We start from the raw sequence: 25,398 nt of genomic DNA on the forward strand, positions 1-25,398 counted from the left end.
CGATAGAAGTACCGACCGCTCATCGCTTTAGGAATGCTGCATGTCCACCCCCACAGTTCGCGAACAATTCCTTGTCATCAGTGCCCTCGGCGCCAACCCCATGGAGCTGACTAACGTCCTGTGCCGCGCCAGCCATGAAAACCGCTGCGCCGTGGTCACCTCTCGCCTGACCCGTCATGGCGAGTGCAGTGCGCTGGTCCTTGAAGTCTCGGGCAGCTGGGACGCCCTGGCGCGCCTGGAAGGCAGCCTGCCGATCCTGGCCAAACGGCACGCGTTCACCGTCAACGTGGTGCGCAGCGCAGCGCTGGAAAACCGTCCCCAGGCCCTGCCGTACGTCGCCTATGTCAGCTCGGCCTATCGCTCGGACATCATCAACGAGCTGTGCCAGTTCTTCATGGATCACAACGTCGAGCTGGAAAACCTGACCTGCGACACCTATCAGGCACCACAAACCGGCGGCACCATGCTCAATGCCACCTTTACCGTGACCTTGCCGGCCGGCGTGCAGATCAGCTGGTTGCGCGATCAGTTCCTGGATTTCGCCGATGCGCTGAACCTGGATGCACTGATCGAACCTTGGCGCCCACAAAACCCAATGTAAGGAAACTTTCATGGCCGTTGCCATCGACCAACCGGTCGCCGACTTCGAAGCACCCGCCACCAGCGGGCAAACCGTTAGCCTGGCGGCACTCAAGGGCAAGCAGGTAGTGATCTACTTCTATCCGAAGGACAGCACCCCGGGCTGCACCACTGAAGGCCAGGGCTTTCGCGATCAGCTGGATGCCTTCAAAGCGGCCAACACCGAAGTATTCGGTGTATCGCGCGACGGTTTGAAATCCCACGAAAACTTCAAGGCCAAGCAGGCATTTACCTTCGAGCTGATCAGCGATAAGGAAGAAGCGCTTTGCCAGCTGTTCGACGTGATCAAACTGAAGAAGCTCTACGGCAAGGAATACATGGGCGTAGATCGCAGCACCTTCCTGATCGACAAGAACGGCGTGCTGCGCCAGGAATGGCGCGGCGTGAAAGTGCCAGGGCATGTTGATGCGGTATTGGCCGCGGCACAGGCCCTGAACAAGGCCTGATTCTTTCAGCGCCTGATCGGTCGTGCTAGCGGACAGGCCTCGCCCCTGCAGAAGGAGCGAGGCTTGTCCGCGAAGAGTCCCTCAAAGCAGCGGCGCTACGATCGGCTCCTTGCGCGGCCATGCATCCAGCACCGCCTTGAACAGGGTCGCCAGGGGAATCGCAAAGAACACTCCCCAGAACCCCCACAGCCCGCCAAACAAAAGCACAGCGCAGATGATCGCCACCGGATGCAGATTGACCGCCTCCGAGAACAGCAACGGCACCAGCACGTTGCCATCGAGTGTCTGGATAATCCCGTAGACCGCCATCAAATAGATAAACTGATCGCTCCAGCCCCACTGGAACAGCGCAATCAGCAGCACCGGCACGGTCACCACTACGGCCCCGACGTAGGGCACCACCACCGATACGCCGACCAGCAACGCCAGGAGCGCCGCGTAATTGAGCTCCAGAATGACAAAAGCAATGTAGGTCGCGCCGCCGCAAATGATGATTTCGATGACCTTGCCGCGAATATAGTTGGCGATCTGTCGGTTCATGTCGTGGGCGACACGGGTGATCAAGGCTCGCTCACGGGGCAGGTAACCACGCACCCACTCACCGATCATTGCCCGGTCCTTGAGGAAGAAAAACACCAGGATCGGCACCAGCACAAGATAGATCATGATGTTGACCAACAGCGGCAGGCTCGACAGCGAGAACGTGAGCGCCCACTGCCCGAACTTGCCGATCTCTCCCCTCGCCACTTCGATGGCTTGCAGCACCTGCTCGTCGGACACCAGATGCGGGTAACGCTCAGGCAGCAGCAATAACAGTGACTGCCACTTGGCGAGCATGCCGGGCAGTTCGTTGAACAAGGTGATCAATTGATGCCAGAGCAGCGGCACCACGACCACGATGAACACCAGCAACACGCCCATGAACAACGCGAAGACCAGCCCTACCGCTACACCGCCCGGAACACGCAGGCGCTCGAGGCTCAGCACGAGTCCCTGCATCAGATACGCCAGCACCATCCCGGCCAACACTGGCGCAAGCATGCCTCCCAGCGTCAGGACAGCGGTGAAGGCCAAAAACAGGAGGACTGCCAGGACCACGGCTTCTTCATCGGAGAAGTAGCGCTGAATCCAGTCGCGTAACACTTTGAACATCAATAATCCTTAAGAACAAACGCCGCGGGTTTCAGGCTTTTTTCAACCAGTAGCGGTAAACGCCCGATTCATCTTCTTCACGAAGCAGCGTATGACCGGCCAATCGGGCAAAGGTGCGAAAGTCGCGCTGCGAGCCCGCATCCGTGGCGATCACCTTGAGCACCGCACCACTGGCCATCCGGTTGAGTTCCATCTTCGCCTTGAGTAATGGCAACGGGCAATTCAAGCCACTGGCGTCCAGTTCAACGTCATGGGCTACAGCGTCGGTCATTGCATCACTCCGGTTCAGATGATTGAGCTGCCTAGAATATCTGGTCGCAACGCTGGTGTCCGGCTACAGTAAGGTCTTTGTCGACTAAGGCTTTGTGCATGACTTTTTTGCGCCCTACCCTGCTGACGCTCGCTTGCCTGCTCGCCTCACCGGGCTTTGCCGACGATCTGCCGTCACTCGGCGACGCCAGTTCTGCCATCGTCTCGCCGCAACAGGAATACCAATTGGGCCGCGCATGGCTGGCGCTGTTGCGCAGCCAGGTTGCGCAGCTCAATGATCCGCAACTCAAGGACTATGTCGAATCCAGCGTTTACCGCCTGGTGGAGACCAGCCAGGTCAATGACCGGCGCCTTGAATTCATCCTGATCAACAGCCCGCAACTCAACGCCTTTGCGGCACCAGGCGGGATTGTCGGGGTTAACGGCGGTCTGTTCCTCAACGCCCAGACCGAAGGCGAATATGCCTCGGTAATGGCTCACGAACTGGCTCACTTGTCGCAACGCCACTTTGCCCGTGGCGTGGAAGCGCAACAGCGCATGCAAGTGCCGATGATGGCAGCGCTGTTGGCCGGGATCGTGATTGCTGCCGCCGGCGCCGGCGATGCCGGGATCGCCGCCATTGCGGGTACGCAGGCTGCGGCCATTCAGGAACAACGGCGTTTCTCGCGGCAGAACGAACAGGAAGCCGACCGCATCGGCATTCTCAATCTGGAAAAGGCCGGCTACGACCCGCGCTCGATGCCCACGATGTTCGAACGCCTGGGCCGCCAATACCGTTTCGATGCCAAGCCACCGGAATTCCTGCTGACTCACCCGGTGACCGAGTCTCGAATCGCCGACACCCGCAACCGCGCCGAACAGGCCCCTCAGGGCGGTATTGAAGACTCGCTGCGTTATCAACTGATCCGTGCGCGGGTCCAACTGATCTATGAAGAAACCCCAGGCTTGGGCGCCAAGCGATTCCGCGCATTGCTGGATGAAAATCCGAAAAACGATGTCGCGCGCTACGGATTGGCCATCGCCCAGATCAAGGGCGGCCAACTGAACGAAGCCCGGGAAAACCTGAAACAATTGCTCGCCAAATCGCCCAACGAGATCATTTACAACCTCGCGCAGATCGATCTGGACATTACCAACAATCGCCTGCCGGACGCTCAATCCCGGATGGACCGGATGCTGGCCCAATATCCTGGCAACTATCCGCTGAACCAGGTGCGAGTCGACTTGTTGCTGAAACAGAACCGTGCCGCCGACGCTGAGAAAGCACTGGAAGGCTTGCTCAAGTCGCGCCCGGACGATCCGGATGTCTGGTACCAGGTGGCCGAGACCCGCGGCCTTTCGGGCAACATCATCGGCCTGCATCAAGCTCGCGCCGAGTACTTCGCCCTGGTTGGCGACTACCGGCAGGCCATTCAGCAACTGGATTTCGCCAAGCGCAAGGCTGGCAGCAACTTCCCGCTGTCGTCGCGAATCGATGCCCGCCAGCGTGAGCTGATGGAACAGGAGCGCATGATCAAGGACATGATGGGCTGACGAGATCGCAAACCATTTCTCTCAGACATAAAAAAACCGCCTCTTTCGAGGCGGTTTTTCATTCAGCCAGCAACCGGATTATTCAGCCAGTTTGAAGGTAATGAAGCTGGCGCGACCCTGACGCAGAACGCGCATGGACACCGAGCGATTCTTCGGCAACGCCTTGGCGATGTCGGTGAACTGCTTGGTGGACTCGATGGCCTGATTGTTCAGATGGGTAATCACATCACCCGGCTGCAAGCCAATCATGGCGGCAGGTCCGTCCTGAACTTCCTTGATCACCACACCACCTTTGAGGTCGTAGGTTTTCTTTTGCTCAGCAGTGATTTCGACGACCGAAACACCGAGGCGATTGCTGCTGCTCTCGGCACCGGATTTCGGCAGTGCGCTGAGGTCTTTGTCTTCGTCGGGAATGTCCCCGACAGTCAGCTCGACGTTCTTGCGCTTGCCGTCACGAATCACTTCGAGATTGGCCTTGGAGCCAGCCTTCAGCGCACCGACCAGATGCGGCAAATCGGCGGACATCACGATCGGCTGGCCATTCATGCTCAGGATGACGTCGCCGACTTGCAGGCCACCTTTAGCCGCCGGGCCATCGTCCTGGATCTGGGCGACCAGAGCACCTGCAGGTTTCTCCAGACCGAACGACTCGGCAAGGTCCTTGTTCACTTCCTGGATCACGACACCCAGCCAGCCACGGCTGACTTTGCCGCCGCTTTTCAGCTGATTGGAAACGTCCATGGCCACATCGATAGGAATGGCGAACGACACGCCCATGAAGCCGCCGGAACGGGTGTAGATCTGCGAGTTGATACCGACTACTTCACCATTCAGGTTGAACAGCGGCCCGCCGGAGTTACCCGGGTTGATCGGCACGTCGGTCTGGATGAACGGCACATAGTTTTCGTTCGGCAGGCTGCGCCCCACGGCGCTGACGATGCCTTGGGTCACCGTGTGGTCAAAGCCGAACGGCGAACCGATCGCCACGACCCATTGGCCGGCTTTCAGATCCTGGGATTTGCCCAGCTTCAAGACCGGCAAGTCCTTGCCATCGATTTTCAGCAGAGCCACATCGGAACGCGTATCGGTGCCGACCAGCTTGGCTTTCATTTCGCTGCGATCGGCCAGACGTACCAGAATTTCATCGGCATCGGCGATCACGTGATTGTTGGTGAGGATGTAGCCGTCAGACGAAATGATGAATCCCGAACCCAGGGACTGGGCTTCACGCTGACGATCGCCGCGAGGCGAACGCTGTTGCGGCGGCATGCCGCGTTCGAAGAACTCGCGCAGCATCGGTGGCAGGCCTTCGAGATCCGGCATCTGCTGGCTCACTTTACGGTCCGGCAGTTTCTGCGTGGTACTGATGTTCACGACCGCGGGCGAGGCTTGCTCGACCAGTTGCGTGAAGTCGGGCAACTCGGCCGCTTGCGCAGCGACTGCCTGACCAAGCACGAACACGGTGGCAAAAATGGAGAGATAAGCTTTCAAGCGTGGTATCGACATACGGCTCCCGTTACGACGAGCATGGTTAAGCGATATGGATCAAGGAACCCGGGAAAAGATACGCCGGTATCTTTGATTCGGGAACAACAAACAAGGCCAGAGCCGAGGGGCTCTGACCTATAAAAAATTCTGAGGGTATTTGCAAACTGAAATGCTCACGAAACATTTCGATTTCAGCTCACTGCTTGGTGGTGGCAGCATCGGTACGCATTGAAAGCGCAATTCGTTCCGCCGTTCCGACCGGAATCTCTCCGACTACGGTGACCATCATTTCGCCTTGCGGTGTGGTCAGGCGGCGGGAAACGGCAACGGTTGGACCAAGTTGAGTTCGGGTATCGGTGACCGTTGCGCCATTCAATGGCTCCAGGAACACCGAAAAACGCGCCAGGCCATCATCGTACATCAGGCTGTTGACCTGGGTTTTGGTCTCGGGATCCTTGCGTGCCGTACTGCTGGTCAGCTCGAAGCCAGGCGGCAACCAATCTGAATGCCAGACCTGTGCGGCCTTGACCGCAGAAGCCTTGTCACTCTCTAGGTTGACGGCTTTGCAATCGGAGCCCGGTTGAAGGTCGCTGTCGGAAGGGACATCGGAAGTATCCAGTTTCGTGAACTGGAACCTTTCCAGCAATCGCCCCTTGTCATCGAGCAGCAAGGACTTGAGCGGCAGCCCGGTTTCCTTGTCCAGATGCAATTCAAATCCGTAGCGGTGTTGATCACGAGGCGTCAACGACACAATCACGGCCGGACGACCGGCCACGCGCGACTTGCCGATGACAGCAAGGTCATACCAGTTCTTGAGCTTTTGTGGATCGAGTGCACGAGCCGCGGAATTGGGGGAGTCCCCAAGCCCTGCTATCAGGGTGCCGCTGACGCATTGAGTACGTCCATCAATGCGTACGACTTCCTGCGCTGATCCGTCGAGCTGGAGCAATCGCTCGCGGACTTTGCCATCCTGGACGCGGTGCCAGATGTCATGGGTAGAAAAACTACCGTTGCGCTCGTAGACGAAAGTACCGTGAAAGCTTTGCTGCTGCTCGGCCTGGCCAAGACGGGTCAACCAGTCCTGGGCTTCATCGGCATGGGCTGGAACAACAAACCAGCCTCCAAGCAGAAGCGTAAGTAGAGGTATGGCGCGCATGATCCTCCTTAACGGTTTTCCAGGCTAGCTGCACGCGCGTAAGGCAGTGCGCTCTCGGTACCTTTCAATGCAGCCTGTTGAGCATGTTGACGCAAGTAGCCTGGCAGACGTTGATCGTGCCAGCCTGGCTGACCTTGCAATACGCCGTTGGCCATGGGGCCGGTGGCGTCCGAACTCTCATTGTAGCCTGCCAGAACAGCCGGGCCCTTGACTTGAGGGGCAGCCAGGTTCTGCTGGGTGGATTGCTGAGCCAGTTCCACACCGGCAATTTCGTCCTGGTTATACAGACGAACACCTGCCAGTACGGCAACCGTGACCGAAGCAGCAACGGCCAGACGACCCAGACTGCGCCATGGACCACGAGTGGCTTTCGCCGGTACCGCTTCGTCAGCCAGGGCTGCTGAAACGGCTGCTGCAATATCCAGACGTGGAAGCAGCAGATCCTTGTGCATCGCCGCCCGAGCGATCTGATAACGAGCCCAGGTTTCACGGGTTTCAACATCGTCGCAGGCGCTGAGCACCCGACGCAGTTCCAATTCGTCCGCTTCGTTATCCATCACTGCGGACAGCGATTCCTGCAGGGCTTCACGACTCATGGCGTTCCTCTCTTGGCTGTCGCCGCTGTCTTTAGTTTTCCTGCAACAACGGCTGCAGGGCTTTATCGATGGCCTCCCGGGCGCGGAAGATCCGGGAGCGCACGGTGCCCACCGGACATTGCATGACGCTCGCAATGTCCTCATAACTCAGACCATCGAATTCACGTAAAGTTAAAGCCGTACGCAAATCTTCAGGTAGTTGCTGAATGGTTCGATGGACGGTGCCTTCGATCTCATCCCGCAGCAAAGCCCGCTCTGGCGACTCGAGATCCTTGAGGCCATGATCGCCATCGTAGAACTCTGCATCCTCGGAACTGACATCGCTATCCGGCGGCCGACGGCCGCGTGAAACCAGATAGTTTTTCGCCGTGTTGATGGCGATGCGGTAAAGCCACGTGTAAAACGCGCTGTCCCCGCGAAAATTTCCAAGTGCGCGATACGCCTTGATAAAGGCTTCCTGCGCCACATCCTGGGCTTCATGGGTGTCGTGCACAAAACGCACGATCAACCCGAGAATTTTGTGCTGGTATTTCAGCACTAGCAGATCGAAAGCACGCTTGTCGCCGCGCTGAACGCGCTCGACCAGTTGCTGATCCTCTTCCTGGGTTAGCATGAACACTCCTCGATAAGCACGGAGGAGGCTTGCAAAACTAAACGACCGGGCTTGCAAACATAGACTCGGGCTTTTCGCAAAAGTTCTCCCCCTCCAGGCAAGTTTCCTGCGGGCTCTGATTCGGCACGCACGAAAAACGCAGCGCGAGATGCCCCGGCTGCGCAAATAATCTTGTTGTCAGTTTCACCGGCAGGATCCAATTACAAATCCTCCACGATCCCGACACTGTCCCTTGTTTCAGGCAACCGTCTATTGATCTTGGGCCTTTGGCAAAAGTTCCACACATTTATAGCTGCGTGACGGCGACATTGTGCAATTGTGAATAGAAAAAGACTGTTAAATCCCCGATACAGTCGCCAAGCGGGTGAATCGGTGGAAAAACCATCCGACGAAGCGTCAGGTTTTTCTCGTCACAGTAGTTTCACAATGCCATATGGGCTCGGCTATTGTGCCGCCCCACCCCTCTATATACTAGTGGGCTGTGCGCAAACCCGACTCGCCTGTCCAGTTGTCCAGCGCTTCCCCCGAACCGGGTCGCCTTGAGCGGAATCCTGAAATGAGCCAACAGTTTCAACACGATGTTCTGGTAATTGGCAGCGGTGCTGCCGGCTTGAGCCTTGCGCTGACCTTGCCCGGTCATTTGCGCATAGCGGTCCTGAGCAAAGGCGACCTCGCCAACGGCTCGACCTTCTGGGCCCAGGGCGGTGTGGCGGCAGTGCTGGACGATACCGACACCGTTGAATCCCACGTCGATGACACCCTCAATGCCGGTGGCGGCCTGTGCCACGAAGACGCCGTGCGCTTTACCGTCGAACACAGTAAAGAAGCGATCCAATGGTTGATCGATCAGGGTGTGCCGTTTACCCGCGATGAACAATCCAGTACCGAAGACGGCGGATTCGAATTCCACCTGACCCGCGAAGGCGGCCACAGTCATCGGCGCATCATCCATGCCGCCGATGCCACCGGCGCGGCCATTTTCAGAACCCTGCTGACCCAGGCCAAGCAGCGATCGAACATCGAGCTGCTGGAACAACGGGTGGCAATCGACCTGATCACGGAAAAACGCCTCGGCCTTGAAGGCGATCGCTGCCTGGGTGCCTACGTACTCAATCGCGGTACCGGCGAAGTCGATACCTACGGCGCCCGTTTCGTGATCCTCGCTTCCGGTGGCGCAGCCAAGGTCTACCTCTATACCAGCAACCCCGACGGTGCCTGCGGCGACGGCATCGCCATGGCCTGGCGTTCCGGCTGCCGGGTGGCGAACCTGGAATTCAACCAGTTCCACCCCACCTGCCTGTATCACCCGCAAGCCAAGAGTTTCCTCATCACCGAAGCCCTGCGCGGTGAAGGCGCCCACCTGAAACTGCCCAATGGCGAACGCTTCATGCAGCGCTTTGACCCGCGGGCCGAACTGGCGCCACGGGATATCGTCGCCCGGGCCATCGACCATGAAATGAAGCGCCTGGGCGTCGATTGCGTTTATCTGGACATCAGCCACAAGTCCGAATCGTTCATCAAGACGCACTTCCCGACCGTGTACGAACGCTGCCTCGAGTTTTCCATCGACATCACCAAGGAACCGATTCCAGTGGTGCCAGCAGCGCACTACACCTGCGGCGGCGTCATGGTCGACCAGAACGGTCGGACCGATGTACCGGGGCTGTACGCCATCGGTGAAACCAGCTTCACCGGCCTGCACGGCGCCAATCGCATGGCCAGTAACTCGTTGCTGGAATGTTTTGTCTACGCTCGTTCGGCAGCGGCGGACATTCTGCAGCAGTTGCCTCAAGTCTCGGCCCCCGTCGCCCTGCCCGTCTGGGATGCGAGCCAGGTCACTGACTCCGATGAAGACGTGATCATTGCGCACAACTGGGATGAACTGCGGCGGTTCATGTGGGACTACGTCGGCATCGTGCGCACCAACAAGCGCCTGCAACGGGCCCAGCATCGCGTGCGCCTGTTGCTCGATGAGATCGACGAGTTCTACAGCAACTACAAAGTCAGCCGGGACTTGATCGAGCTGCGCAACCTGGCCCAGGTGGCGGAGCTGATGATCCTGTCAGCCATGGAGCGCAAGGAAAGCCGGGGCCTGCATTACACCCTCGACTATCCGAAGATGCTGCCGGTCGCCCTGGACACTATTCTGGTGCCGCCCACCTACGCCGACTGAACTTGAGTCGAACCCGCAGGCGGCGATGCACGTCCGCCGCCTGCGAATCCCGGGGCACGCAGATGGCCCGGACGCGCCGCTCACCCCGCAAGCGAAAACGCAGCACCACGATCAACGGCAGCGCCAGACTGTCCGGCCGCAACTGCACCGGTTGCCATCCTGCTGCCTCGTTCCATAACTGCCAGCCGTCGGCATCGCGCCGCAAACCGCGGTATGCCTGTGGGTGAGTCAACAGTATTTGACGCGGCAGGGCCCAGGCGGCATGCAGAAGACAGCCGAATGCGCCAAGCAGGCTGGCCCAAAACGTAATGGAGAGAAAAAACAGAGACCCCAACGCGAACAGCTGGGCCAGCAGATACGCCGCCAGCAACTGCCGTGAGGCATGCCAGCGGCATTCAAACGAATTACTTGGGCTGGACACGATCCAGGATCATGCGAACCATGCGCTGCAGCTCAGGATCTTCCGATTCGCTGCGTTCCATGAACCAGCCGAACATGTCCTGATCTTCGCATTCGAGCAACCTGACGTAGCAGGCGCGATCAACCTCGTTGAGGTGCGGATAAACCTCTTTCACAAACGGCACCAGCAACACGTCAAGCTCAAGCATGCCGCGGCGGCTGTGCCAGTAGAGGCGATTCAGTTCAACATCTTCGACCATGGAGCGCTCCTCAAATAGGCCGCAAGTATACAGCCCTGTGCCTGATCGAACAGTCGGCTTTGGTCGGTCACCGGCGATCCTTTGTGAACTACCCATTTCAAGGGCGCCCCCTTATCATGTCCGCCAGACTCTTTACCCTGCGATGACCCATGGCCGATTCTGCTTTTTTCTGCACGCTGTCTCATGAAGGTGTTCTGGCGGTCCGCGGCGCGGACGCCGCCAAGTTCCTGCAAGGTCAACTGACCTGCAACCTCAACTACCTGAGCGATACCCAAGCCAGCCTCGGCGCGCGCTGCACGCAAAAAGGCCGGATGCAATCGAGTTTCCGCATCCTGCTCGAAGGCGACGGCGTATTGCTGGCCATGGCCAGCGAGTTGCTGGAACCACAACTGGCGGACCTGAAAAAGTACGCGGTGTTCTCCAAGTCCAAACTGACCGATGAAAGTGCCGCCTGGGTCCGCTTCGGCGTCGACCACGGTGATGCTGCGCTGATCAGCCTGGGCCTTGAACTGCCGGCCGACACCGACAGTGTCGTTCGTAATGCCGGGCTGATCGCCATTCGCGTTTCGCCCGATCGCGCAGAACTCTGGACCGCCGCCGATCAAGCCGATGCCATCAAGGGCAAGCTCGGCGCCCTGCTGGCCGAAGGCGATCTGAATCAATGGTTGCTGGGCCAGATCCGCGCCGGGATTGGCCAGGTGATGCCCGGTACTCGCGAGCTGTTCATCCCGCAGATGCTCAATCTGCAAGCCGTCGGCGGCGTGAGCTTCAAGAAAGGCTGCTACACCGGCCAGGAAATCGTCGCGCGGATGCAGTACCTGGGCAAACTCAAGCGCCGCCTGTATCGCGTGCAACTGGACGCCAGTGAATTACCCGAGCCCGGCACCCAGCTGTTTTCCCCGGCTCACTCCAGCTCGATCGGCGAGGTCGTACTGGCTGCCCGTGCCGAACAGAACATCGAACTGCTGGCGGTCCTGCAAGCCGAAGCCGCCGAAACCGGTGACCTGCACGTGGGTGCACTCGACGGTCCGGCCCTGCACTTGCTCGATCTGCCTTACGAACTCGACCGCGACCGCGAAATCCAGCGCTAAACACGGCACTTTTCAGCGACACCTTTTTAGCAACACCTAGAGAAACGAAATGAGCGAGCTGGCGGAAAAGGTCCAAAGGGATTTGGTTGAGGCCATCGATAACGATGACCTGGTTCTGCCAACACTGCCGGAAGTGGCGTTGCAGATTCGCAAGGCCGCTGAAGACCCTGACATCGGCATCGGCGACCTGAGCAAAGTGATCGGTCGCGACGCGGCGCTGTCGGCGCGGCTGATCAAAGTGGTCAACAGCCCGCTGCTGCGCGCGACCCAGGAAGTCACCGACCTGCACACGGCGATCACCCGCCTGGGTATCAACTACAGCAGCAACCTGGCCATCGGACTGGTCATGGAGCAGATTTTCCATGCCCGCTCCGAGGTGGTGGAACAGAAGATGCGCGATGTCTGGCGCAAAAGCCTGGAAATCGCCGGTGTCAGCTACGCGTTGTGCCGCAGCTACACCCAGCTCAAGCCTGACCAGGCGGCGCTCGGCGGGCTGGTGCATCAGATCGGGGTACTGCCGATCCTCACCTATGCCGAAGATCACTATGAGCTGCTGTCCGACCCGGTCAGCCTCAACCACGTGATCGACCACATTCATCCGCTGCTTGGCGACAAGCTGCTCAGGGTCTGGGAATTTCCGGACATGCTGGTGCAGGTGCCGCAGCTGTACCTGAATTTCAAGCGGGAATCGGCGCAGGTTGATTACGCCGACCTGGTGCAAGTGGCCAGCCTGTATTGCCACAAGGACACCGACCACCCGATTGCGCGCATCGACCCGTTCAGCGTGCCGGCCTTCAACAAACTCGGGATCGATCCCGAGAACAAGGCGATGTGTGCCGACCTGGAAGAAAACCGATCGATGTTTTACTGATCGGCCAGAAAGCGCTCTCACTCCCCCGCGACAAAACTCACCCGCACCTTCAACCCCGCCTGCTCACCATCGTGCAGGCTGATCTGCGCCAGATGCGCGCGGCAGATTTCCCCGACAATTGCCAACCCCAGGCCTGAGCCGGCCACGTGCTGATTGCGTCGGTAGAAGCGCTCGAACACCCGATCTCGCTCATCCAGGGGAATGCCCGGCCCATCGTCCTCGACCTCAAGCACCGCCGGTGCCGACACCCGCAAAATGACGTTGCCGCCCGGTGGTGTATGGGCCAGCGCGTTATCCACCAGATTGCTCAACAGCTCGTTCAACAACGTCGGCTCGCCCCGCAGCCAGACCGGTTCGTCGGCTTCCAGCGCCAGCGCCACGCCGCGCTTGTGGGCCAGCGGTGCCATGGCCATGCCCAGTTCCCGAGCCAGCTGACTCAGATCCAGCAACTGTGCGCCACCCTCGGCAATCGCCCGCGCGCCATTTTCGACCCGCGCCAGCGAGAGCAATTGATTGGCCAGATGGGTCAGGCGATCCGTCCCCTGGGCCGCGGTTTCCAGGGTGTCGCGCCAGGTTTGCGGCTCGGTCGAACGCAAGCCCAGTTCCAGTCGTGCCTTGAGCGCCGCCAACGGGGTACGCAGCTCATGGGCGGCATCGGCAATGAACTGCGCCTGACGCTCGAACTGCCCGCGCAGGCGTTCGGTAAAGTGATTGAGCGCGCGAACCAGCGGCCACAATTCGTGCTGGACTTCCACCAGAGGCAGTGCGCGCAAATCGTCCGGCTGGCGCTCCTCCACCGCCGTGCGCAAGCGCTCCAGCGGACGCAACGCCGCACTCACCGCAAACCACACGATCATCAGCGCCCCCACGGCGAGCATGCCCAGACGCAGCAACGTGTCCGCCGCCAGGCTGCGGGCCATGCTGACGCGGGCCTCATCGGTTTCCGCCACGCGGATTTCCGCCATGCCGTTCATGTTCGGCTCACTGACGGGTTTGAGCAGGCTGACCACGCGAACATTCTGTCCTCGATAGGTCGCGTTGTAGAAACGCGCCAGCGCCGGATAGTCATCGGTACGCGGCGTGCCCGGCGGTGGCGCTGGCAAGTTTTCGTATCCGGAAATCAGCTTCTGGTTGATGTCGTTGACCAGATAGAAAATCCGCCCGGCGCTGTCGTAGGCGAAGGTATCGAGCGCCACATAAGGCACATCGGCGCTCAGCGTGCCGTCGCGCTGGGTAACGCCGGCGGCGATGGTTCGCGCCGACGCGAGCAAGGTTCGGTCATAGGCCGTGTCCGCCGCCTCGCGACCGTTCCAGTAGGCGCTCAAACCACTGGCCAGCATCAACACCACCAGCAACAGCGCCAGGTTCCACAGCAAGCGCCAGCGCAGGCTGCTGGGCTTATGCATCACGGCTTTCCAGCAGGTAACCCAGGCCACGGAAGGTCACGATAGCCACCGGCTGCCCGTCGAGTTTCTTGCGCAAGCGATGCACGTAGATTTCGATGGCGTCGGGGCTGGCTTCCTCGTCGAGGCCGAAGACCTGGGAGGCCAACTGCTCCTTGCTCATTACCCGACCGGGACGGGCGATCAGCGCTTCGAGCACCGCCTGTTCGCGGGACGTCAGGGTCAGCAGTTCTTCACCCAGGGTGAAGCGCCGGGTTTCGAGGTCATACGCCAGCACTCCGCAGCGCTGAATGCGCTCGCCACCCAGCACGCTGCGACGCAACAAGGCTTTGACCCGGGCCTCGAGTTCAGTGAGTTCGAAAGGCTTGGCCAGGTAATCGTCAGCGCCAAGGTTGAGGCCATGGACACGATCCTTGACGTCGCTGCGGGCCGTCAGCATCAGCACCGGGAGGTTCTTGCCCCGGGCACGCAAGCGCGCCAGCACTTCAAAACCATCCATGCGCGGCAGGCCGACATCAAGGATCGCCATGGCGTAATCCTCGCTGCCCAGCGCCAGGTCGGCCGCCACCCCATCGTGCAGCACATCCACGGTCAGACCGGTGCTCTTGAGCGCCTGGGCGACGCTTTCGGCGAGCTGCAGATGGTCTTCGACGAGCAGGACACGCATGGATTTTTACCTCGTTCAGGAGATGGTCGACGCCATTCTTTGGCGCGGAGTTTACAGCGGCATCCGCTGCTGTGAAGCCCGAAAACCCTTGAAAGCCCGATGAAAGGTTAGCGAAAGGTTCGCTGGTTAGAGTCGAGATACGGAATGTTTCGACCTGAGCATTCCACCCGCCGTTTGCTTTCTGTTCGTGAATGTAGCGCCCGAAAAACGCCATGAAGCGTTTTCACCAATAAGAACAATAAACGAGGTACTGCAGCATGCTGCCCACACAGCTCCAGGTTTGCCCTCCCCCGCAACGTCCGATGTCTACGCTTGCCAGCGCCGAAGCCGGCTGCCCGTCGTTCTGCCCCGGCAGAGTTGAACACGACGGCGCCTCGCGAAATCGTCGCATCTGAATCATCCCGAAAAACAATAACTCCGAAGGAGACAAAAAATGAATCGATCACTGCGCCGTTTCGCCCTCGCCGCCAGCTGCGTGCTGTTTGCCGGCCAACTAATGGCCGAGCCTAAACGCCCGGAATGCATTGCCCCGGCCTCGCCCGGTGGCGGCTTCGACCTGACCTGCAAACTGGCGCAAAGCGCGCTGGTCAACGAAAAACTGCTGACCAAACCGATGCGTGTGACCTACATGCCCGGCGGTGTCGGCGCGGTGGCCTACAACGCGGTGGTCGCCCAGCGCCCGGCGGATGCCGGCACGCTGGTGGCCTGGTCCAGCGGTTCGCTGTTGAACCTGGCGCAGGGCAAGTTCGGTCGCTTCGATGAAACCAACGTGCGCTGGCTTGCCGCCGTCGGCACCAGCTACGGCGCCATCGCGGTGAAAAGCGATTCGCCCTACAAGAACCTCGACGACCTGGTACAGGCGCTGAAGAAAGATCCGAGCAAAGTGGTGATCGGATCCGGCGGCACCGTGGGCAGCCAGGACTGGATGCAAACCGCGCTGATTGCCAAGGCCGCCGGGATCAACCCCCGTGACCTGCGCTACGTCGCCCTCGAAGGCGGCGGTGAAATCGCCACCGCCCTGCTCGGCGGTCACATCCAGGTCGGCAGCACCGACATCTCCGACTCCATGCCGCACATCCTGAGCGGTGACATGCGCCTGCTAGCGGTGTTCTCCGACAAGCGCCTGGACGAGCCGGAAATGAAAGACATTCCAACCGCCCGCGAGCAGGGCTACGACATCGTATGGCCGGTGGTACGCGGCTTCTATCTCGGGCCGAAAGTCAGCGACGAAGACTACGCCTGGTGGAAAGGTGCCTTCGACAAACTGCTGGCCTCTGAAGACTTCGCCAAGCTGCGCGACCAGCGTGAACTGTTCCCGTTCGCCATGACCGGTCCGGAACTGGACACCTACGTGAAGAAGCAGGTCGCGGACTACAAAGTGCTGGCCAAAGAGTTCGGCCTGATCCAGTGATCCTCTCTGTCTAGCGGCCACGGTCCCGTTTCGCGGGGCCGTGGCACAGGAGTTTCCCATGCTCTTACAACGCCTTTTTGCTTCGGTGCTGTTGCTGGCCTGCCTCAGCCTGGTGCTGATGGCCTGGCCCTACCAGGCACCTTTTTCCTACGAACCGATCGGCCCACGGGCATTCCCACTGCTGATGCTGGGGCTGATGGGCCTGGCGCTGGTGTACATGGTGTACCGCCCCTCGCCGATCAAGCACACCGACGAAGATCCGCCGATGGATCGCGAAACCCTGACCAAGATCGGCGTTTGCGTGCTGTTGCTGCTGGTCTTCGCCGGACTGTTCGAACCGCTGGGTTTCATCCTCAGCAGCATGCTGGTCGGCATCCCGATGGCGCGCCTGTACGGCGGGCGCTGGTTGCCGGGCGCGGTGATCATCAGCCTGATGAGCGTCGGCCTGTACCTGCTGTTCGACAAAGTCATGGACGTGCCACTGCCTCTGGGCCTGCTCGACGTTCTGGAGAACTGATATGGATACGCTTGGTTATTTGAGTCACGGCTTCGGCGTCGCACTGACCCCTTACAACCTGGTGACCGCGCTCAGCGGCACCCTGATCGGCACCATCGTTGGCCTGTTGCCGGGGCTGGGACCGATCAACGGCGTGGCGTTGCTGATCCCGATCGCCTTCGCCCTGGGCCTGCCGCCGGAATCGGCGCTGATCCTGCTGGCGGCGGTGTACCTGGGTTGCGAATACGGCGGCCGGATCAGCTCGATCCTGCTGAACATCCCGGGCGAAGCCTCCACCGTGATGACCACCCTCGACGGCTACCCGATGGCCCGCCAGGGCCTGGCCGGTGTGGCGTTGTCGCTGTCGGCCTGGAGTTCGTTCATCGGTGCTTTCATCGCGACCTGCGGCATGGTGGTGTTCGCGCCGATGCTGGCGAAGTGGGCGATTGCCTTCGGCCCGGCGGAATACTTCGTGCTGATGGTGTTTGCAATTGTCTGCCTCGGCGGCATGGCGGGCGACCGTCCCCTGAAAACGTTCATCGCGGCGTTGATCGGGCTGTTCCTGTCGACCGTCGGCATCGATGCCAACAGCGGCGTGTACCGCTTCACCGGCGATAACATCCACCTCACCGACGGCATTCAATTCGTGGTGCTGGTGCTGGGCCTGTTCTCCATCAGCGAAATCCTCCTGCTGCTGGAAAAAACCCACCGTGGCCAGGAAGCCTTCCAGGCCACCGGGCGGATGCTGTTCAACTTCAAGGAAGCCGCGTCGGTGTTCTGGGTGAACATGCGTTGCGGTGTGCTCGGTTTCATCATGGGCGTGCTGCCGGGTGCCGGTGCGACGCTGGCCAGCGCCGTGGCCTACATGACCGAAAAACGCATTGCCGGGCCGAACGGCAAATTCGGCCAGGGCGACAAGCGTGGCCTGGCGGCTCCGGAAACCGCCATCGGTGCCGAAGCCTGCGGCGCGCTGGTGCCGATGCTGACCCTCGGCGTGCCGGGTTCGGGCACCACGGCGGTGATGATCGGCGCCCTGTCGCTGTACAACATCACCCCGGGCCCGCTGCTGTTCCAACAGCAACCGGACATCGTCTGGGGCCTGATCGCGTCGTTGTTCATTGCCAACATCATGCTGGTGATCCTGAACATCCCGATGATCCGCATCTTCACCAAAATCCTCGCCGTGCCGAACTGGGCGCTGGTGCCGATGATCGCGATCATCACCGCCATCGGCGTGTACGCGGTGCATGCCACCACCTTCGACCTGTTCCTGATGATCGGCATCGGCATCTTCGGCTACATCCTGCGCAAGCTGGACTTCCCGCTGTCGCCCGTGCTACTGGGCTTCATCCTCGGTGGCTTGATGGAGCAGAACCTGCGCCGGGCCTTGTCGATCTCCAACGGTTCGCTGGATATTCTCTGGTCGAGCGGAATCACTGTCGGTGTCTGGGGGTTGATCGTGGTCATGTTGTTGGTACCGATTGTGCGGATCTGGCGCAAACGTTCGGTTTCACGGCGCGTTATCGCCGATGTCTGATCGAACACCCTTCAAAGCCTGGTGGGGCACACCACTGGTCGGCCTGCTGGGCGGTTACCTCGCCAGCCAGGTCGGCTGGCCGCTGCCATGGATGGTCGGCTCGTTGCTGGCGATCATCCTGGTGCGCTGCCTGACACCCTGGCAATTGGCGGAAATCCCTGGCGGGCGCAAGTGCGGCCAGTGGATCGTCGGTATCGGCATCGGCCTGCACTTCACCCCCCTGGTGATGGAGCAGGTGCTGAGTCATTTCGGTTTGATCTTCTTCGGTGCGTTGGTCACCAGCCTGTCCGCGGTGGTCGGGGTCTGGCTGATGCGCCGCACCGGGGAGGATCGCGCCACCGCGTTTTTCTCCAGCATGCCCGGCGGTTCCGGGGAGATGGTCAACCTCGGCGCGCGCAACGGCGCAGTGCTCAGTCGCGTGGCGGCGGGCCAGAGCCTGCGGGTGCTGGTGGTGGTGCTCTGTGTGCCGGCGGCGTTCAAATACCTGTTGGGCGACGGCGCGCCGATTTCCCACGCCGGCAGCATCGATTGGCGCTGGCTGGCGGTGCTGTTTCCTGCAGGTGCACTGGCCGCCTGGATCTGGGAACGCCTGCGTCAACCCAACCCCTGGTTGTTCGGACCGCTGCTGGTCAGTGCCGCTGTGAGCATCGGCTGGGACCTGCATATCGGTCTGCCCAATGGCGGCAGCCAGATCGGCCAATGGCTGATCGGCAGTGGCCTGGGTTGTCATTTCAACCGGCAGTTTTTCCGTCGCGCGCCCTCGTTCATGGGCCGGACCTTGATCGGCACGGTGTTGACCATGTTGATCGCGACTGCGGCGGCATTGGGCCTGAGCGCCCTGACCCACCTGGATTTGCGTTCGCTGACCCTGGGCATGATGCCCGGCGGTATCGCGGAGATGAGCCTGACGGCGGAGACCTTGCAATTGTCGGTGCCGCTGGTGACGGCGATGCAAGTGATGCGACTGTTGTTTGTGCTGTTTCTGGCGGAGCCGTTGTTCAAGTACTGGAACCGGAATCCGGATTCGGACTGAAAAACCGCGTCAACTTCATCGCGAGCAAGCTCGCTCCCACAGATTTTTGGGGTGTACACATAATTTGTGGCACCAACAGGAACCTGTGGGAGCGGGCTTGCCCGCGATGGGGCCCTCAGGCCCACATCAAACCGGTGGCAACCGCCAATCGATCGGCGTCTCGCCGTTCTGCTCCAGGAACTTGTTGGTCCGGCTGAAATGCCCGCATCCCAGGAAGCCGCGATAGGCCGACAGCGGTGACGGATGCACCGAGGTCAGCACCAGGTGCTTGGTGGCATCGATCAGCTTCTGTTTGCTCTGGGCATGGGAGCCCCACAACATGAACACCAGATGCGGCTGCTGCTGGCTGACCACTTCAATGATGCGGTCGGTAAAGAACTGCCAGCCCTTGTCCTTGTGCGCGTTGGCGTTGGCGCGTTCCACGGTCATGGTGGTGTTGAGCATCAACACACCCTGATCAGCCCAGCTTTGCAGGTAGCCGTGGTTGGGGATGTCGATGTTCAGGTCGCGTTTCAATTCCTTGTAGATGTTCACCAGCGACGGTGGCGTCGGCACTCCGGGCTGTACCGAGAAGCACAGGCCATGGGCCTGGCCCGGGCCGTGATACGGGTCCTGACCGAGGATGACCACCTTGACCTTGTCCAGCGGCGTCGAGTTGAGCGCGTTGAAGATCAACGGGCCCGGTGGATAGATTTCCTTGCCGGCCGCCCGCTCCTGTTGCAGGAAATTGCGCAACTCCGCCATGTAGGGCTGGTCGAATTCGGCACGCAGTGCCTCCTTCCAGCTCGGTTCGAGTTTGATACGGTCATCAGCAGTCATGGTTAGTCCCGGCAAAAACAATGGGGCGAACCCTAAGAAGGCCCATCGCGCTTGTCAATTGATCTGACACGGATCCGGCACTTTCCCACACAGCGATCATACTTAACCCTCAAATTCCCGATCGAGGTCATGATGAATCTGCACTTCGAAGAACTCACCGGCACCGACGGCGCCCGCATCGGCATTGCCAGTCTGGATGCCGAACAATCACTCAACGCCCTGTCCCTGCCAATGATCAACGCCCTGCGCGACCGGATGGGCGCCTGGGCCAAGGATCCGCAAGTCGTCTGTGTCCTGCTGCGCGGCAATGGCGCCAAGGCCTTTTGCGCCGGCGGTGAAGTGCGCAGCCTGGTACAGGCCTGCCGCGCCAACCCGGGGCAAGTGCCGCCTTTGGCCGCGCAATTCTTCAACGCGGAATATCGCCTGGACTTCAGCCTGCACACCTACCCCAAACCGCTGATCTGTTGGGGCCACGGCTATGTGCTGGGCGGCGGCATGGGCCTGCTCCAGGGGGCGAGCATCCGGATTGTCACGCCGAGCAGTCGACTGGCGATGCCGGAAATCAGCATCGGCCTGTACCCGGACGTCGGCGCCAGCTGGTTCCTGTCGCGCCTGCCCGGCAAGCTCGGCCTGTTTCTCGGCCTGACCGGCGCGCACATGAACGGTCGCGATGCGATCGACCTGGACCTGGCCGACCGTTTCCTGCTCGATGAACAGCAGCAGGATCTGATCGAAGGCTTGTTGCAGCTGAACTGGCAGGAGCAGACGCCCATGCAGCTCAACAGCCTGCTCAAGGCCCTGCAGCAGGAAGCTGTCGCGCAGATGCCGGAAGCCCAGTGGCTGCCTCGGCGCCAGCGCATCGATGAGTTGCTGGATGTCAGCGATGTGCGCTGCGCCTGGAAAGCCATCAGCGCGCTGCGCGATCACACCGATCTCTTGCTCGGCCGCGCGGCGCGGACCATGAGTGAAGGCTCGCCGCTGACCGCGCATCTGGTGTGGGAACAGATCATCCGCGCCCGGCATATGTCGCTGGCGCAGGTTTTCCAGATGGAATACACCCTGAGCCTCAATTGCTGCCGTCATCCGGAATTCAGCGAAGGGGTGCGCGCGCGCTTGATCGACAAGGATCAGAAACCACACTGGCATTGGCCGGATATCAACAATGTGCCGGATGCGGTGGTCGAGGCGCATTTCAAAAAGGTCTGGGAGGGCCGGCATCCGTTGGCCGATCTTTCCGAATACTGAACAAAACAACTGTAGGAGCGAGCCTGCTCGCGATGGTGTGTCAGTCACAGTGGAGTCAACTGACACTCCATCGCGAGCAGGCTCGCTCCTACAGGAAAGATCGCGTTCAGGTCAGGCTAGCGGTGATTCCACTGCCCATTATGATTACCGCGCCCATTGCGGTCGCCTCGACGGTCGTAATTGTTATTGCGTCCGCCACGATGATCGTTATCCCAGTTGCCACGGTTGCGACCGTCCCAACCATGATTCTGATGCGCCCGATAGTCTGGGCGTGACTGGTAGTAACGCGGGGCCGACTGGTAATAGCGCGGCGCTGGCTGATAGACCCGCGGCTGGTAGTAATAGCGCGGAGTCGGCTGGTAGTACCGGGCCGGCGGTGCGTAATACCGGCGAGGTGGCGAATAGTAGCTGTCGTTCGTGTAGTAAGCGCCGCTGGAGTAATAAGCAGGCGCTGGCGAGGTGTAGACCTCGGAACTGTAGTAACTGACTCCTTCATCGGAATAAGGCACGCATCCACCCACGGACAAACCCAACACAGCAATCAGTAGAATTCTATACATGGCGGCCTCCTGGACCGCGAGTGAGCCACACCAGCGACGCTGGCAGGCGGCAGTCGATGAATCGGTGACTGTCGAAATATCTGACACTGGATTCGGAATCTGGTGCGTTCCTGAAACAAGTTGAAACATCTCGCCGATGAAAGGTTTTTCATCTATTCACGCGCCGATTAATGGTGGCCATGGCGATATCCACCGCCGTAATAACGCGACCCGTGCCCGCAGCAGTAGTAATAGCGATAGCCCCCATAAAACCGCGGGCCGCCGTAGTAATAACGCGGGCCGTAGTAGTAGGAATAAGGCGAATAGTAGGGGTAGTAGTAAGGCGAGGAGTAGGAATCATAGTCACCGGCGTAGTAGTAGCAGCCGGACAAACCAAGACCCAGTACAGCAGCGAACAGCAATCGACGAAACATGGCGGCCTCCTGAAAGACCTCCAGCCGGCACAGGCCGACCGATACCTGTTTTGACTCACAATCGGCGATCAAGTGCACCGCACCGGCAACCTTCAGATCAGCGGCCGACACGTCCCATTGCAGTGCGTCCACGCACCATCAAAAGGCAACACGGCCTTCCCTTCCCGGGGCATCAAGCGCCCGATCCCCGCGCCAGAGCGTTTTCGTCGACTTGGCACGGCTCTCGCTTTAGTAGAACCGTGCAGGAGTCATCACAGGTTCGCGGCACCACAATTTGCAATGGCTGACTAGGGTTCCGGCTCGCAAGCGCGAGTGACTGGTCCGAGAGTTGGCGACCTCCAGTTGAGGTTACACGGCGGGATAAAAGCCCGGGAGACAAGCCACCGTTCGCGGTGCCGCTGCCTTCCTGCCCGCCCTTGATCAACTGGAGAATCCGATATGTCCCGACTACGTTTCCCCGCCCTCCTCGCCGCCGCGTTTACCGCGCTGCTCGCCACCCAATCCCAGGCCGCACAGAAAGACCACTTCAGCGTCTGCTGGACCATCTATGCCGGCTGGATGCCCTGGGAATATGCCGGCAGCCAGGGCATCGTCGACAAATGGGCGAAGAAGTACGGCATCAAGATCGATGTGGTGCAGCTCAACGACTACGTCGAATCCATCAACCAGTACACCGCCGGCCAGTTCGACGGCTGCACCATGACCAACATGGACGCGCTGACCATCCCGGCGGCCGGTGGCGTCGACAGCACCGCGCTGATCGTCAGCGATTTCTCCAACGGCAACGACGGCATCGTGCTCAAGGGCGAAGGCAAGAAAGTCGCCGACCTCAAGGGTATGGACGTCAATCTGGTGGAGCTGTCGGTCTCCCACTACCTGCTGGCCCGGGCCCTGGATTCGGTGGACCTCACCGAGAAAGACCTGAAGGTGGTCAACACCTCCGACGCCGACATCTCGGCCGCCTTCAACACCGATCAGGTCAACGCCGTCACCACCTGGAACCCGATGCTCTCGGACATCAAGGCCAAGCCTGCGGTGACCGAAGTCTTCAACTCCAGCCAGATCCCCGGCGAAATCATGGACATGATGGTGGTCAACTCCCAGACCCTTAAAGACAACCCGGCCCTGGGCAAGGCGCTGACCGGCGCCTGGTTCGAAGTGGTGGAGTTGATGAACGCGAAAAACGCTGCCAGCAAATCCGCCCTCGAACACATGGCCAAGGCCTCGGGCACCGACCTGGCCGGCTTCCAGGCGCAACTGGACACCACCAAACTGTTCGCCACCCCCAAGGAAGCCCTGGCATTCAGCACCAGCAAGCAACTGCCGGAAACCATGCGCAAGGTCGCCGAGTTTTCCTTCCAGCACGGTTTGCTGGGTGAAGGCGCCAAGGACACCAGCGCGGTGGGCATGGCCTTCGCCAACGGCGTGACCAGTGGTGACAAGGGCAACCTCAAGCTGCGTTTCGACCCCAGCTACGTACAGATGGCCGCCGACGCCAAGCTGTAACAAGAGGACTTGGCCATGCGCCTGATCAATCGCCACCCGGATCGCCCGAGTCGCCTGTTGCTGGTGATCCTGCCGTTCGCCCTGGTGCTGTTCGCCTACCTCATGGGCTCGGCCGAGCGGCTGACGGAAAACCCCAACGACAAGCTGTTGCCCAGCGTCGTGCAGATGACCGACGCGGTGAAACGCCTGGCCTTCGTCGCCGACAGCCGCACCGGTGAATACGTGCTGTGGCAGGACACCGCCTCCAGCCTGCGCCGCCTGGCCATCGGCCTGGGCATCAGTGCGCTGGCCGGGCTATGCCTGGGCATCGCAGCCGGCACCCTGCCGCTGTTCGGCGCGCCGTTGTCGCCGTTGCTGACGGTGCTGTCGATGGTGCCGCCGCTGGCGATCCTGCCGATCCTGTTCATCGTCTTCGGCCTCGGTGAGTTGTCGAAAGTGATGCTGATCGTGATCGGCATCACCCCGGCCCTGGCCCGGGATCTGGAACAGCGCGCCCGGGAGATTCCCGTGGAGTTGTTGATCAAGGCCCAGACCCTCGGCGCCTCGACCTGGACCCTGATGCTGCGGGTGGTGCTGCCGCAATTGCTGCCGCGCCTGTTGATCTCGCTGCGGTTGATGCTCGGCTCGGCGTGGCTGTTCCTGATTGCCGCCGAAGCCATCGCCTCCACCGACGGTCTCGGCTACCGGATTTTCCTGGTGCGCCGCTACCTGGCGATGGACGTGATCCTGCCCTACGTGGTGTGGATCACCCTGCTCGCCTGGCTGATGGACTGGGGCCTCAAGCGTCTCACTCAGCGTTCGTTCCCCTGGTATGAAGGAGCACGGGCATGAGCTTCATCACGGTGAACAACGTCTGGCAGCAATACGCCGATCAGGTGGTGCTCGAAGGCCTGAACCTGAGCGTCAACGAGGGTGAGTTCTGCACGCTCGTCGGCGCCTCCGGTTGCGGCAAATCGACCTTCCTGCGCTTGTTGCTCGGCCAGGAAAAAGCCAGTCGCGGCGAGATCCTCCTCGACGGCCAGCCACTGAACGCAGAACCGGACGCCAGCCGCGGCGTGGTGTTCCAGCGCTACTCGGTGTTCCCGCACCTGAGCGTGCTGGACAACGTCGCCCTGGGTCTCGAATTGCCGCGTTCGCCGCTGTTGGGCCGGCTGTTCGGCAGCGCGAAAAAGCAGGCCCGCGAACAGGCCTCGGCACTGCTGCACAAGGTCGGCCTCGGCCACTCGCTGGACAAGTACCCGGCGCAGCTCTCCGGCGGCATGCAACAACGCCTGGCCATTGCCCAGGCGCTGATCATGAAACCCCGCGTGCTGCTGCTCGACGAACCGTTCGGCGCCCTAGATCCGGGCATCCGCAAAGACATGCACGCCTTGCTGCTGGAGCTGTGGCGCGAGACGCAACTGACGGTGTTCATGGTCACCCATGACCTGTCCGAAGGCTTCAGCCTCGGCACCCGCCTGCTGGTGTTCGACAAGGTCCGCGTCGACCCGCACGCCCCCGGCGCCTATGGCGCGCGCATCACCTACGACATCCCTTTGAACAGCGACCGCCGCGCCAGCCGTGCCGCCGTCGACGCCCTGCCGGCACCAGCGGCAGGCACGCTTCGTATCGCTTAGAGGAA

At 60.6% G+C, this 25,398-nt stretch carries 27 protein-coding genes and 1 riboswitch; of the genes, 14 read left to right on the forward strand and 13 right to left on the reverse strand.

The features are described 5' to 3' along the window. Positions 1 to 40: 40 nt before the first annotated feature. Positions 41 to 601, forward strand: coding sequence for a glycine cleavage system protein R (locus tag ABTV29_RS24200; RefSeq protein ID WP_077045837.1), 561 nt, complete (start codon positions 41 to 43; stop codon positions 599 to 601). Between the two features lie 10 nt (positions 602 to 611). Continuing rightward, positions 612 to 1,085 (forward strand): peroxiredoxin, encoded by a 474-nt coding sequence (locus ABTV29_RS24205; RefSeq protein ID WP_433767141.1) that lies wholly within the window; start codon positions 612 to 614, stop codon positions 1,083 to 1,085. Between the two features lie 81 nt (positions 1,086 to 1,166). On the opposite strand, the gene ABTV29_RS24210 is transcribed toward ABTV29_RS24205, so the two are convergent. Then, the gene (locus tag ABTV29_RS24210; RefSeq protein WP_433767142.1) at positions 1,167 to 2,237 is read right to left on the reverse strand and encodes an AI-2E family transporter; all 1,071 of its coding nucleotides are present in this window, start codon (positions 2,235 to 2,237) and stop codon (positions 1,167 to 1,169) included. Between the two features lie 31 nt (positions 2,238 to 2,268). Continuing rightward, positions 2,269 to 2,508 carry a sulfurtransferase TusA family protein gene (locus tag ABTV29_RS24215; RefSeq protein ID WP_175376181.1) on the reverse strand — a complete coding sequence of 80 codons (240 nt, stop codon included), beginning with the start codon at positions 2,506 to 2,508 and terminating at the stop codon, positions 2,269 to 2,271. A 98-nt stretch (positions 2,509 to 2,606) separates the two neighbouring features. Here ABTV29_RS24215 and ABTV29_RS24220 point away from each other — a divergent pair, with 98 nt between their 5' ends. Next, positions 2,607 to 4,040: a M48 family metalloprotease gene (locus ABTV29_RS24220; protein ID WP_433767143.1), complete on the forward strand. Its 1,434-nt coding sequence runs from the start codon at positions 2,607 to 2,609 to the stop codon at positions 4,038 to 4,040. Between the two features lie 78 nt (positions 4,041 to 4,118). On the opposite strand, the gene ABTV29_RS24225 is transcribed toward ABTV29_RS24220, so the two are convergent. The 4 genes from ABTV29_RS24225 to rpoE form a co-directional block, all read right to left on the reverse strand. Beyond that, positions 4,119 to 5,546 carry a DegQ family serine endoprotease gene (locus ABTV29_RS24225; protein WP_433767144.1) on the reverse strand — a complete coding sequence of 476 codons (1,428 nt, stop codon included), beginning with the start codon at positions 5,544 to 5,546 and terminating at the stop codon, positions 4,119 to 4,121. Between the two features lie 178 nt (positions 5,547 to 5,724). Next, positions 5,725 to 6,684 carry a MucB/RseB C-terminal domain-containing protein gene (locus tag ABTV29_RS24230; RefSeq protein ID WP_433767145.1) on the reverse strand — a complete coding sequence of 320 codons (960 nt, stop codon included), beginning with the start codon at positions 6,682 to 6,684 and terminating at the stop codon, positions 5,725 to 5,727. An 8-nt stretch (positions 6,685 to 6,692) separates the two neighbouring features. Further along, positions 6,693 to 7,280, reverse strand: coding sequence for a sigma-E factor negative regulatory protein (locus ABTV29_RS24235; RefSeq protein WP_110966848.1), 588 nt, complete (start codon positions 7,278 to 7,280; stop codon positions 6,693 to 6,695). Positions 7,281 to 7,311: 31 nt separating this feature from the next. Beyond that, positions 7,312 to 7,893, reverse strand: coding sequence for an RNA polymerase sigma factor RpoE (gene rpoE / locus ABTV29_RS24240; RefSeq protein WP_003172477.1), 582 nt, complete (start codon positions 7,891 to 7,893; stop codon positions 7,312 to 7,314). Between the two features lie 556 nt (positions 7,894 to 8,449). Here rpoE and nadB point away from each other — a divergent pair. Beyond that, positions 8,450 to 10,066 carry an L-aspartate oxidase gene (gene nadB / locus ABTV29_RS24245; RefSeq protein ID WP_433767146.1) on the forward strand — a complete coding sequence of 539 codons (1,617 nt, stop codon included), beginning with the start codon at positions 8,450 to 8,452 and terminating at the stop codon, positions 10,064 to 10,066. Here the strand turns inward: nadB and ABTV29_RS24250 are convergent. Next, entirely contained in the window at positions 10,035 to 10,487 is a 453-nt protein-coding gene (locus ABTV29_RS24250; RefSeq protein WP_433767147.1) for a protein YgfX, read from the reverse strand. The two genes, nadB and ABTV29_RS24250, sit on opposite strands and share 32 nt — an antisense overlap. Beyond that, positions 10,471 to 10,725, reverse strand: coding sequence for a succinate dehydrogenase assembly factor 2 (locus ABTV29_RS24255; protein WP_003184348.1), 255 nt, complete (start codon positions 10,723 to 10,725; stop codon positions 10,471 to 10,473). Before ABTV29_RS24255 ends, ABTV29_RS24250 begins: the two co-directional genes overlap by 17 nt. Positions 10,726 to 10,874: 149 nt before the next feature. On the opposite strand from ABTV29_RS24255, the gene ABTV29_RS24260 reads away from it, so the two are divergent. Together ABTV29_RS24260 and ABTV29_RS24265 are read left to right on the forward strand one after the other, a co-directional pair. Beyond that, positions 10,875 to 11,816, forward strand: coding sequence for a YgfZ/GcvT domain-containing protein (locus ABTV29_RS24260; RefSeq protein WP_433767148.1), 942 nt, complete (start codon positions 10,875 to 10,877; stop codon positions 11,814 to 11,816). Positions 11,817 to 11,865: 49 nt separating this feature from the next. Continuing rightward, positions 11,866 to 12,687, forward strand: coding sequence for an HDOD domain-containing protein (locus tag ABTV29_RS24265; protein ID WP_433767149.1), 822 nt, complete (start codon positions 11,866 to 11,868; stop codon positions 12,685 to 12,687). 17 nt (positions 12,688 to 12,704) lie between these two features. Here ABTV29_RS24265 and ABTV29_RS24270 read toward each other — a convergent pair whose 3' ends face one another. Both ABTV29_RS24270 and ABTV29_RS24275 read right to left on the reverse strand, forming a co-directional pair. Further along, entirely contained in the window at positions 12,705 to 14,093 is a 1,389-nt protein-coding gene (locus ABTV29_RS24270) for a sensor histidine kinase (RefSeq protein WP_433767150.1), read from the reverse strand. Beyond that, positions 14,086 to 14,757, reverse strand: a complete 672-nt coding sequence (locus ABTV29_RS24275; protein WP_150717781.1) for a response regulator — start codon at positions 14,755 to 14,757, stop codon at positions 14,086 to 14,088. Before ABTV29_RS24275 ends, ABTV29_RS24270 begins: the two co-directional genes overlap by 8 nt. Positions 14,758 to 15,190: 433 nt before the next feature. Between ABTV29_RS24275 and ABTV29_RS24280 the strand changes: the two genes are divergently transcribed. Genes ABTV29_RS24280 through ABTV29_RS24295 form a run of 4 tightly spaced genes read left to right on the forward strand, consistent with a single transcriptional unit; the run spans position 15,191 to position 19,234 of the window. Next, the gene (locus ABTV29_RS24280) at positions 15,191 to 16,168 is read left to right on the forward strand and encodes a Bug family tripartite tricarboxylate transporter substrate binding protein (RefSeq protein ID WP_433767151.1); all 978 of its coding nucleotides are present in this window, start codon (positions 15,191 to 15,193) and stop codon (positions 16,166 to 16,168) included. A 58-nt stretch (positions 16,169 to 16,226) separates the two neighbouring features. Further along, positions 16,227 to 16,685: a tripartite tricarboxylate transporter TctB family protein gene (locus ABTV29_RS24285; protein ID WP_175390294.1), complete on the forward strand. Its 459-nt coding sequence runs from the start codon at positions 16,227 to 16,229 to the stop codon at positions 16,683 to 16,685. A 1-nt stretch (position 16,686) separates the two neighbouring features. After that, a complete protein-coding gene (locus tag ABTV29_RS24290) occupies positions 16,687 to 18,201 on the forward strand; it encodes a tripartite tricarboxylate transporter permease (protein WP_433767152.1) in 1,515 nt (504 codons plus the stop codon). After that, entirely contained in the window at positions 18,194 to 19,234 is a 1,041-nt protein-coding gene (locus tag ABTV29_RS24295) for an AbrB family transcriptional regulator (protein WP_433767153.1), read from the forward strand. Before ABTV29_RS24290 ends, ABTV29_RS24295 begins: the two co-directional genes overlap by 8 nt. 126 nt (positions 19,235 to 19,360) lie before the next feature. Here ABTV29_RS24295 and ung read toward each other — a convergent pair whose 3' ends face one another. Continuing rightward, positions 19,361 to 20,053, reverse strand: coding sequence for a uracil-DNA glycosylase (gene ung, locus ABTV29_RS24300; RefSeq protein WP_433767154.1), 693 nt, complete (start codon positions 20,051 to 20,053; stop codon positions 19,361 to 19,363). Between the two features lie 132 nt (positions 20,054 to 20,185). Here ung and ABTV29_RS24305 point away from each other — a divergent pair, with 132 nt between their 5' ends. Further along, complete coding sequence (locus tag ABTV29_RS24305; RefSeq protein WP_433771997.1) at positions 20,186 to 21,298, forward strand: enoyl-CoA hydratase/isomerase family protein; 1,113 nt, start codon at positions 20,186 to 20,188, stop codon at positions 21,296 to 21,298. A 116-nt stretch (positions 21,299 to 21,414) separates the two neighbouring features. Here ABTV29_RS24305 and ABTV29_RS24310 read toward each other — a convergent pair whose 3' ends face one another. Both ABTV29_RS24310 and ABTV29_RS24315 read right to left on the reverse strand, forming a co-directional pair. After that, a complete protein-coding gene (locus ABTV29_RS24310) occupies positions 21,415 to 21,858 on the reverse strand; it encodes a hypothetical protein (protein WP_433767155.1) in 444 nt (147 codons plus the stop codon). 167 nt (positions 21,859 to 22,025) lie between these two features. Continuing rightward, entirely contained in the window at positions 22,026 to 22,271 is a 246-nt protein-coding gene (locus ABTV29_RS24315) for a hypothetical protein (protein WP_433771999.1), read from the reverse strand. A gap of 276 nt (positions 22,272 to 22,547) precedes the next feature. Beyond that, a riboswitch (guanidine-I (ykkC/yxkD leader) is annotated at positions 22,548 to 22,648 on the forward strand. 61 nt (positions 22,649 to 22,709) lie between these two features. Between ABTV29_RS24315 and ABTV29_RS24320 the strand changes: the two genes are divergently transcribed. Genes ABTV29_RS24320 through ABTV29_RS24330 form a run of 3 tightly spaced genes read left to right on the forward strand, consistent with a single transcriptional unit; the run spans position 22,710 to position 25,393 of the window. Next, positions 22,710 to 23,777 (forward strand): putative urea ABC transporter substrate-binding protein, encoded by a 1,068-nt coding sequence (locus ABTV29_RS24320; RefSeq protein ID WP_433767156.1) that lies wholly within the window; start codon positions 22,710 to 22,712, stop codon positions 23,775 to 23,777. A gap of 15 nt (positions 23,778 to 23,792) precedes the next feature. After that, positions 23,793 to 24,608 carry an ABC transporter permease gene (locus tag ABTV29_RS24325; RefSeq protein ID WP_433767157.1) on the forward strand — a complete coding sequence of 272 codons (816 nt, stop codon included), beginning with the start codon at positions 23,793 to 23,795 and terminating at the stop codon, positions 24,606 to 24,608. Beyond that, positions 24,605 to 25,393 (forward strand): ABC transporter ATP-binding protein, encoded by a 789-nt coding sequence (locus tag ABTV29_RS24330; protein ID WP_433767158.1) that lies wholly within the window; start codon positions 24,605 to 24,607, stop codon positions 25,391 to 25,393. Before ABTV29_RS24325 ends, ABTV29_RS24330 begins: the two co-directional genes overlap by 4 nt. The last annotated feature ends 5 nt before the right edge of the window (positions 25,394 to 25,398 follow it).

Source organism: Pseudomonas putida (assembly GCF_050989985.1).
GTDB classification, from domain to species: Bacteria; Pseudomonadota; Gammaproteobacteria; order Pseudomonadales; family Pseudomonadaceae; genus Aquipseudomonas; species Aquipseudomonas putida_AI.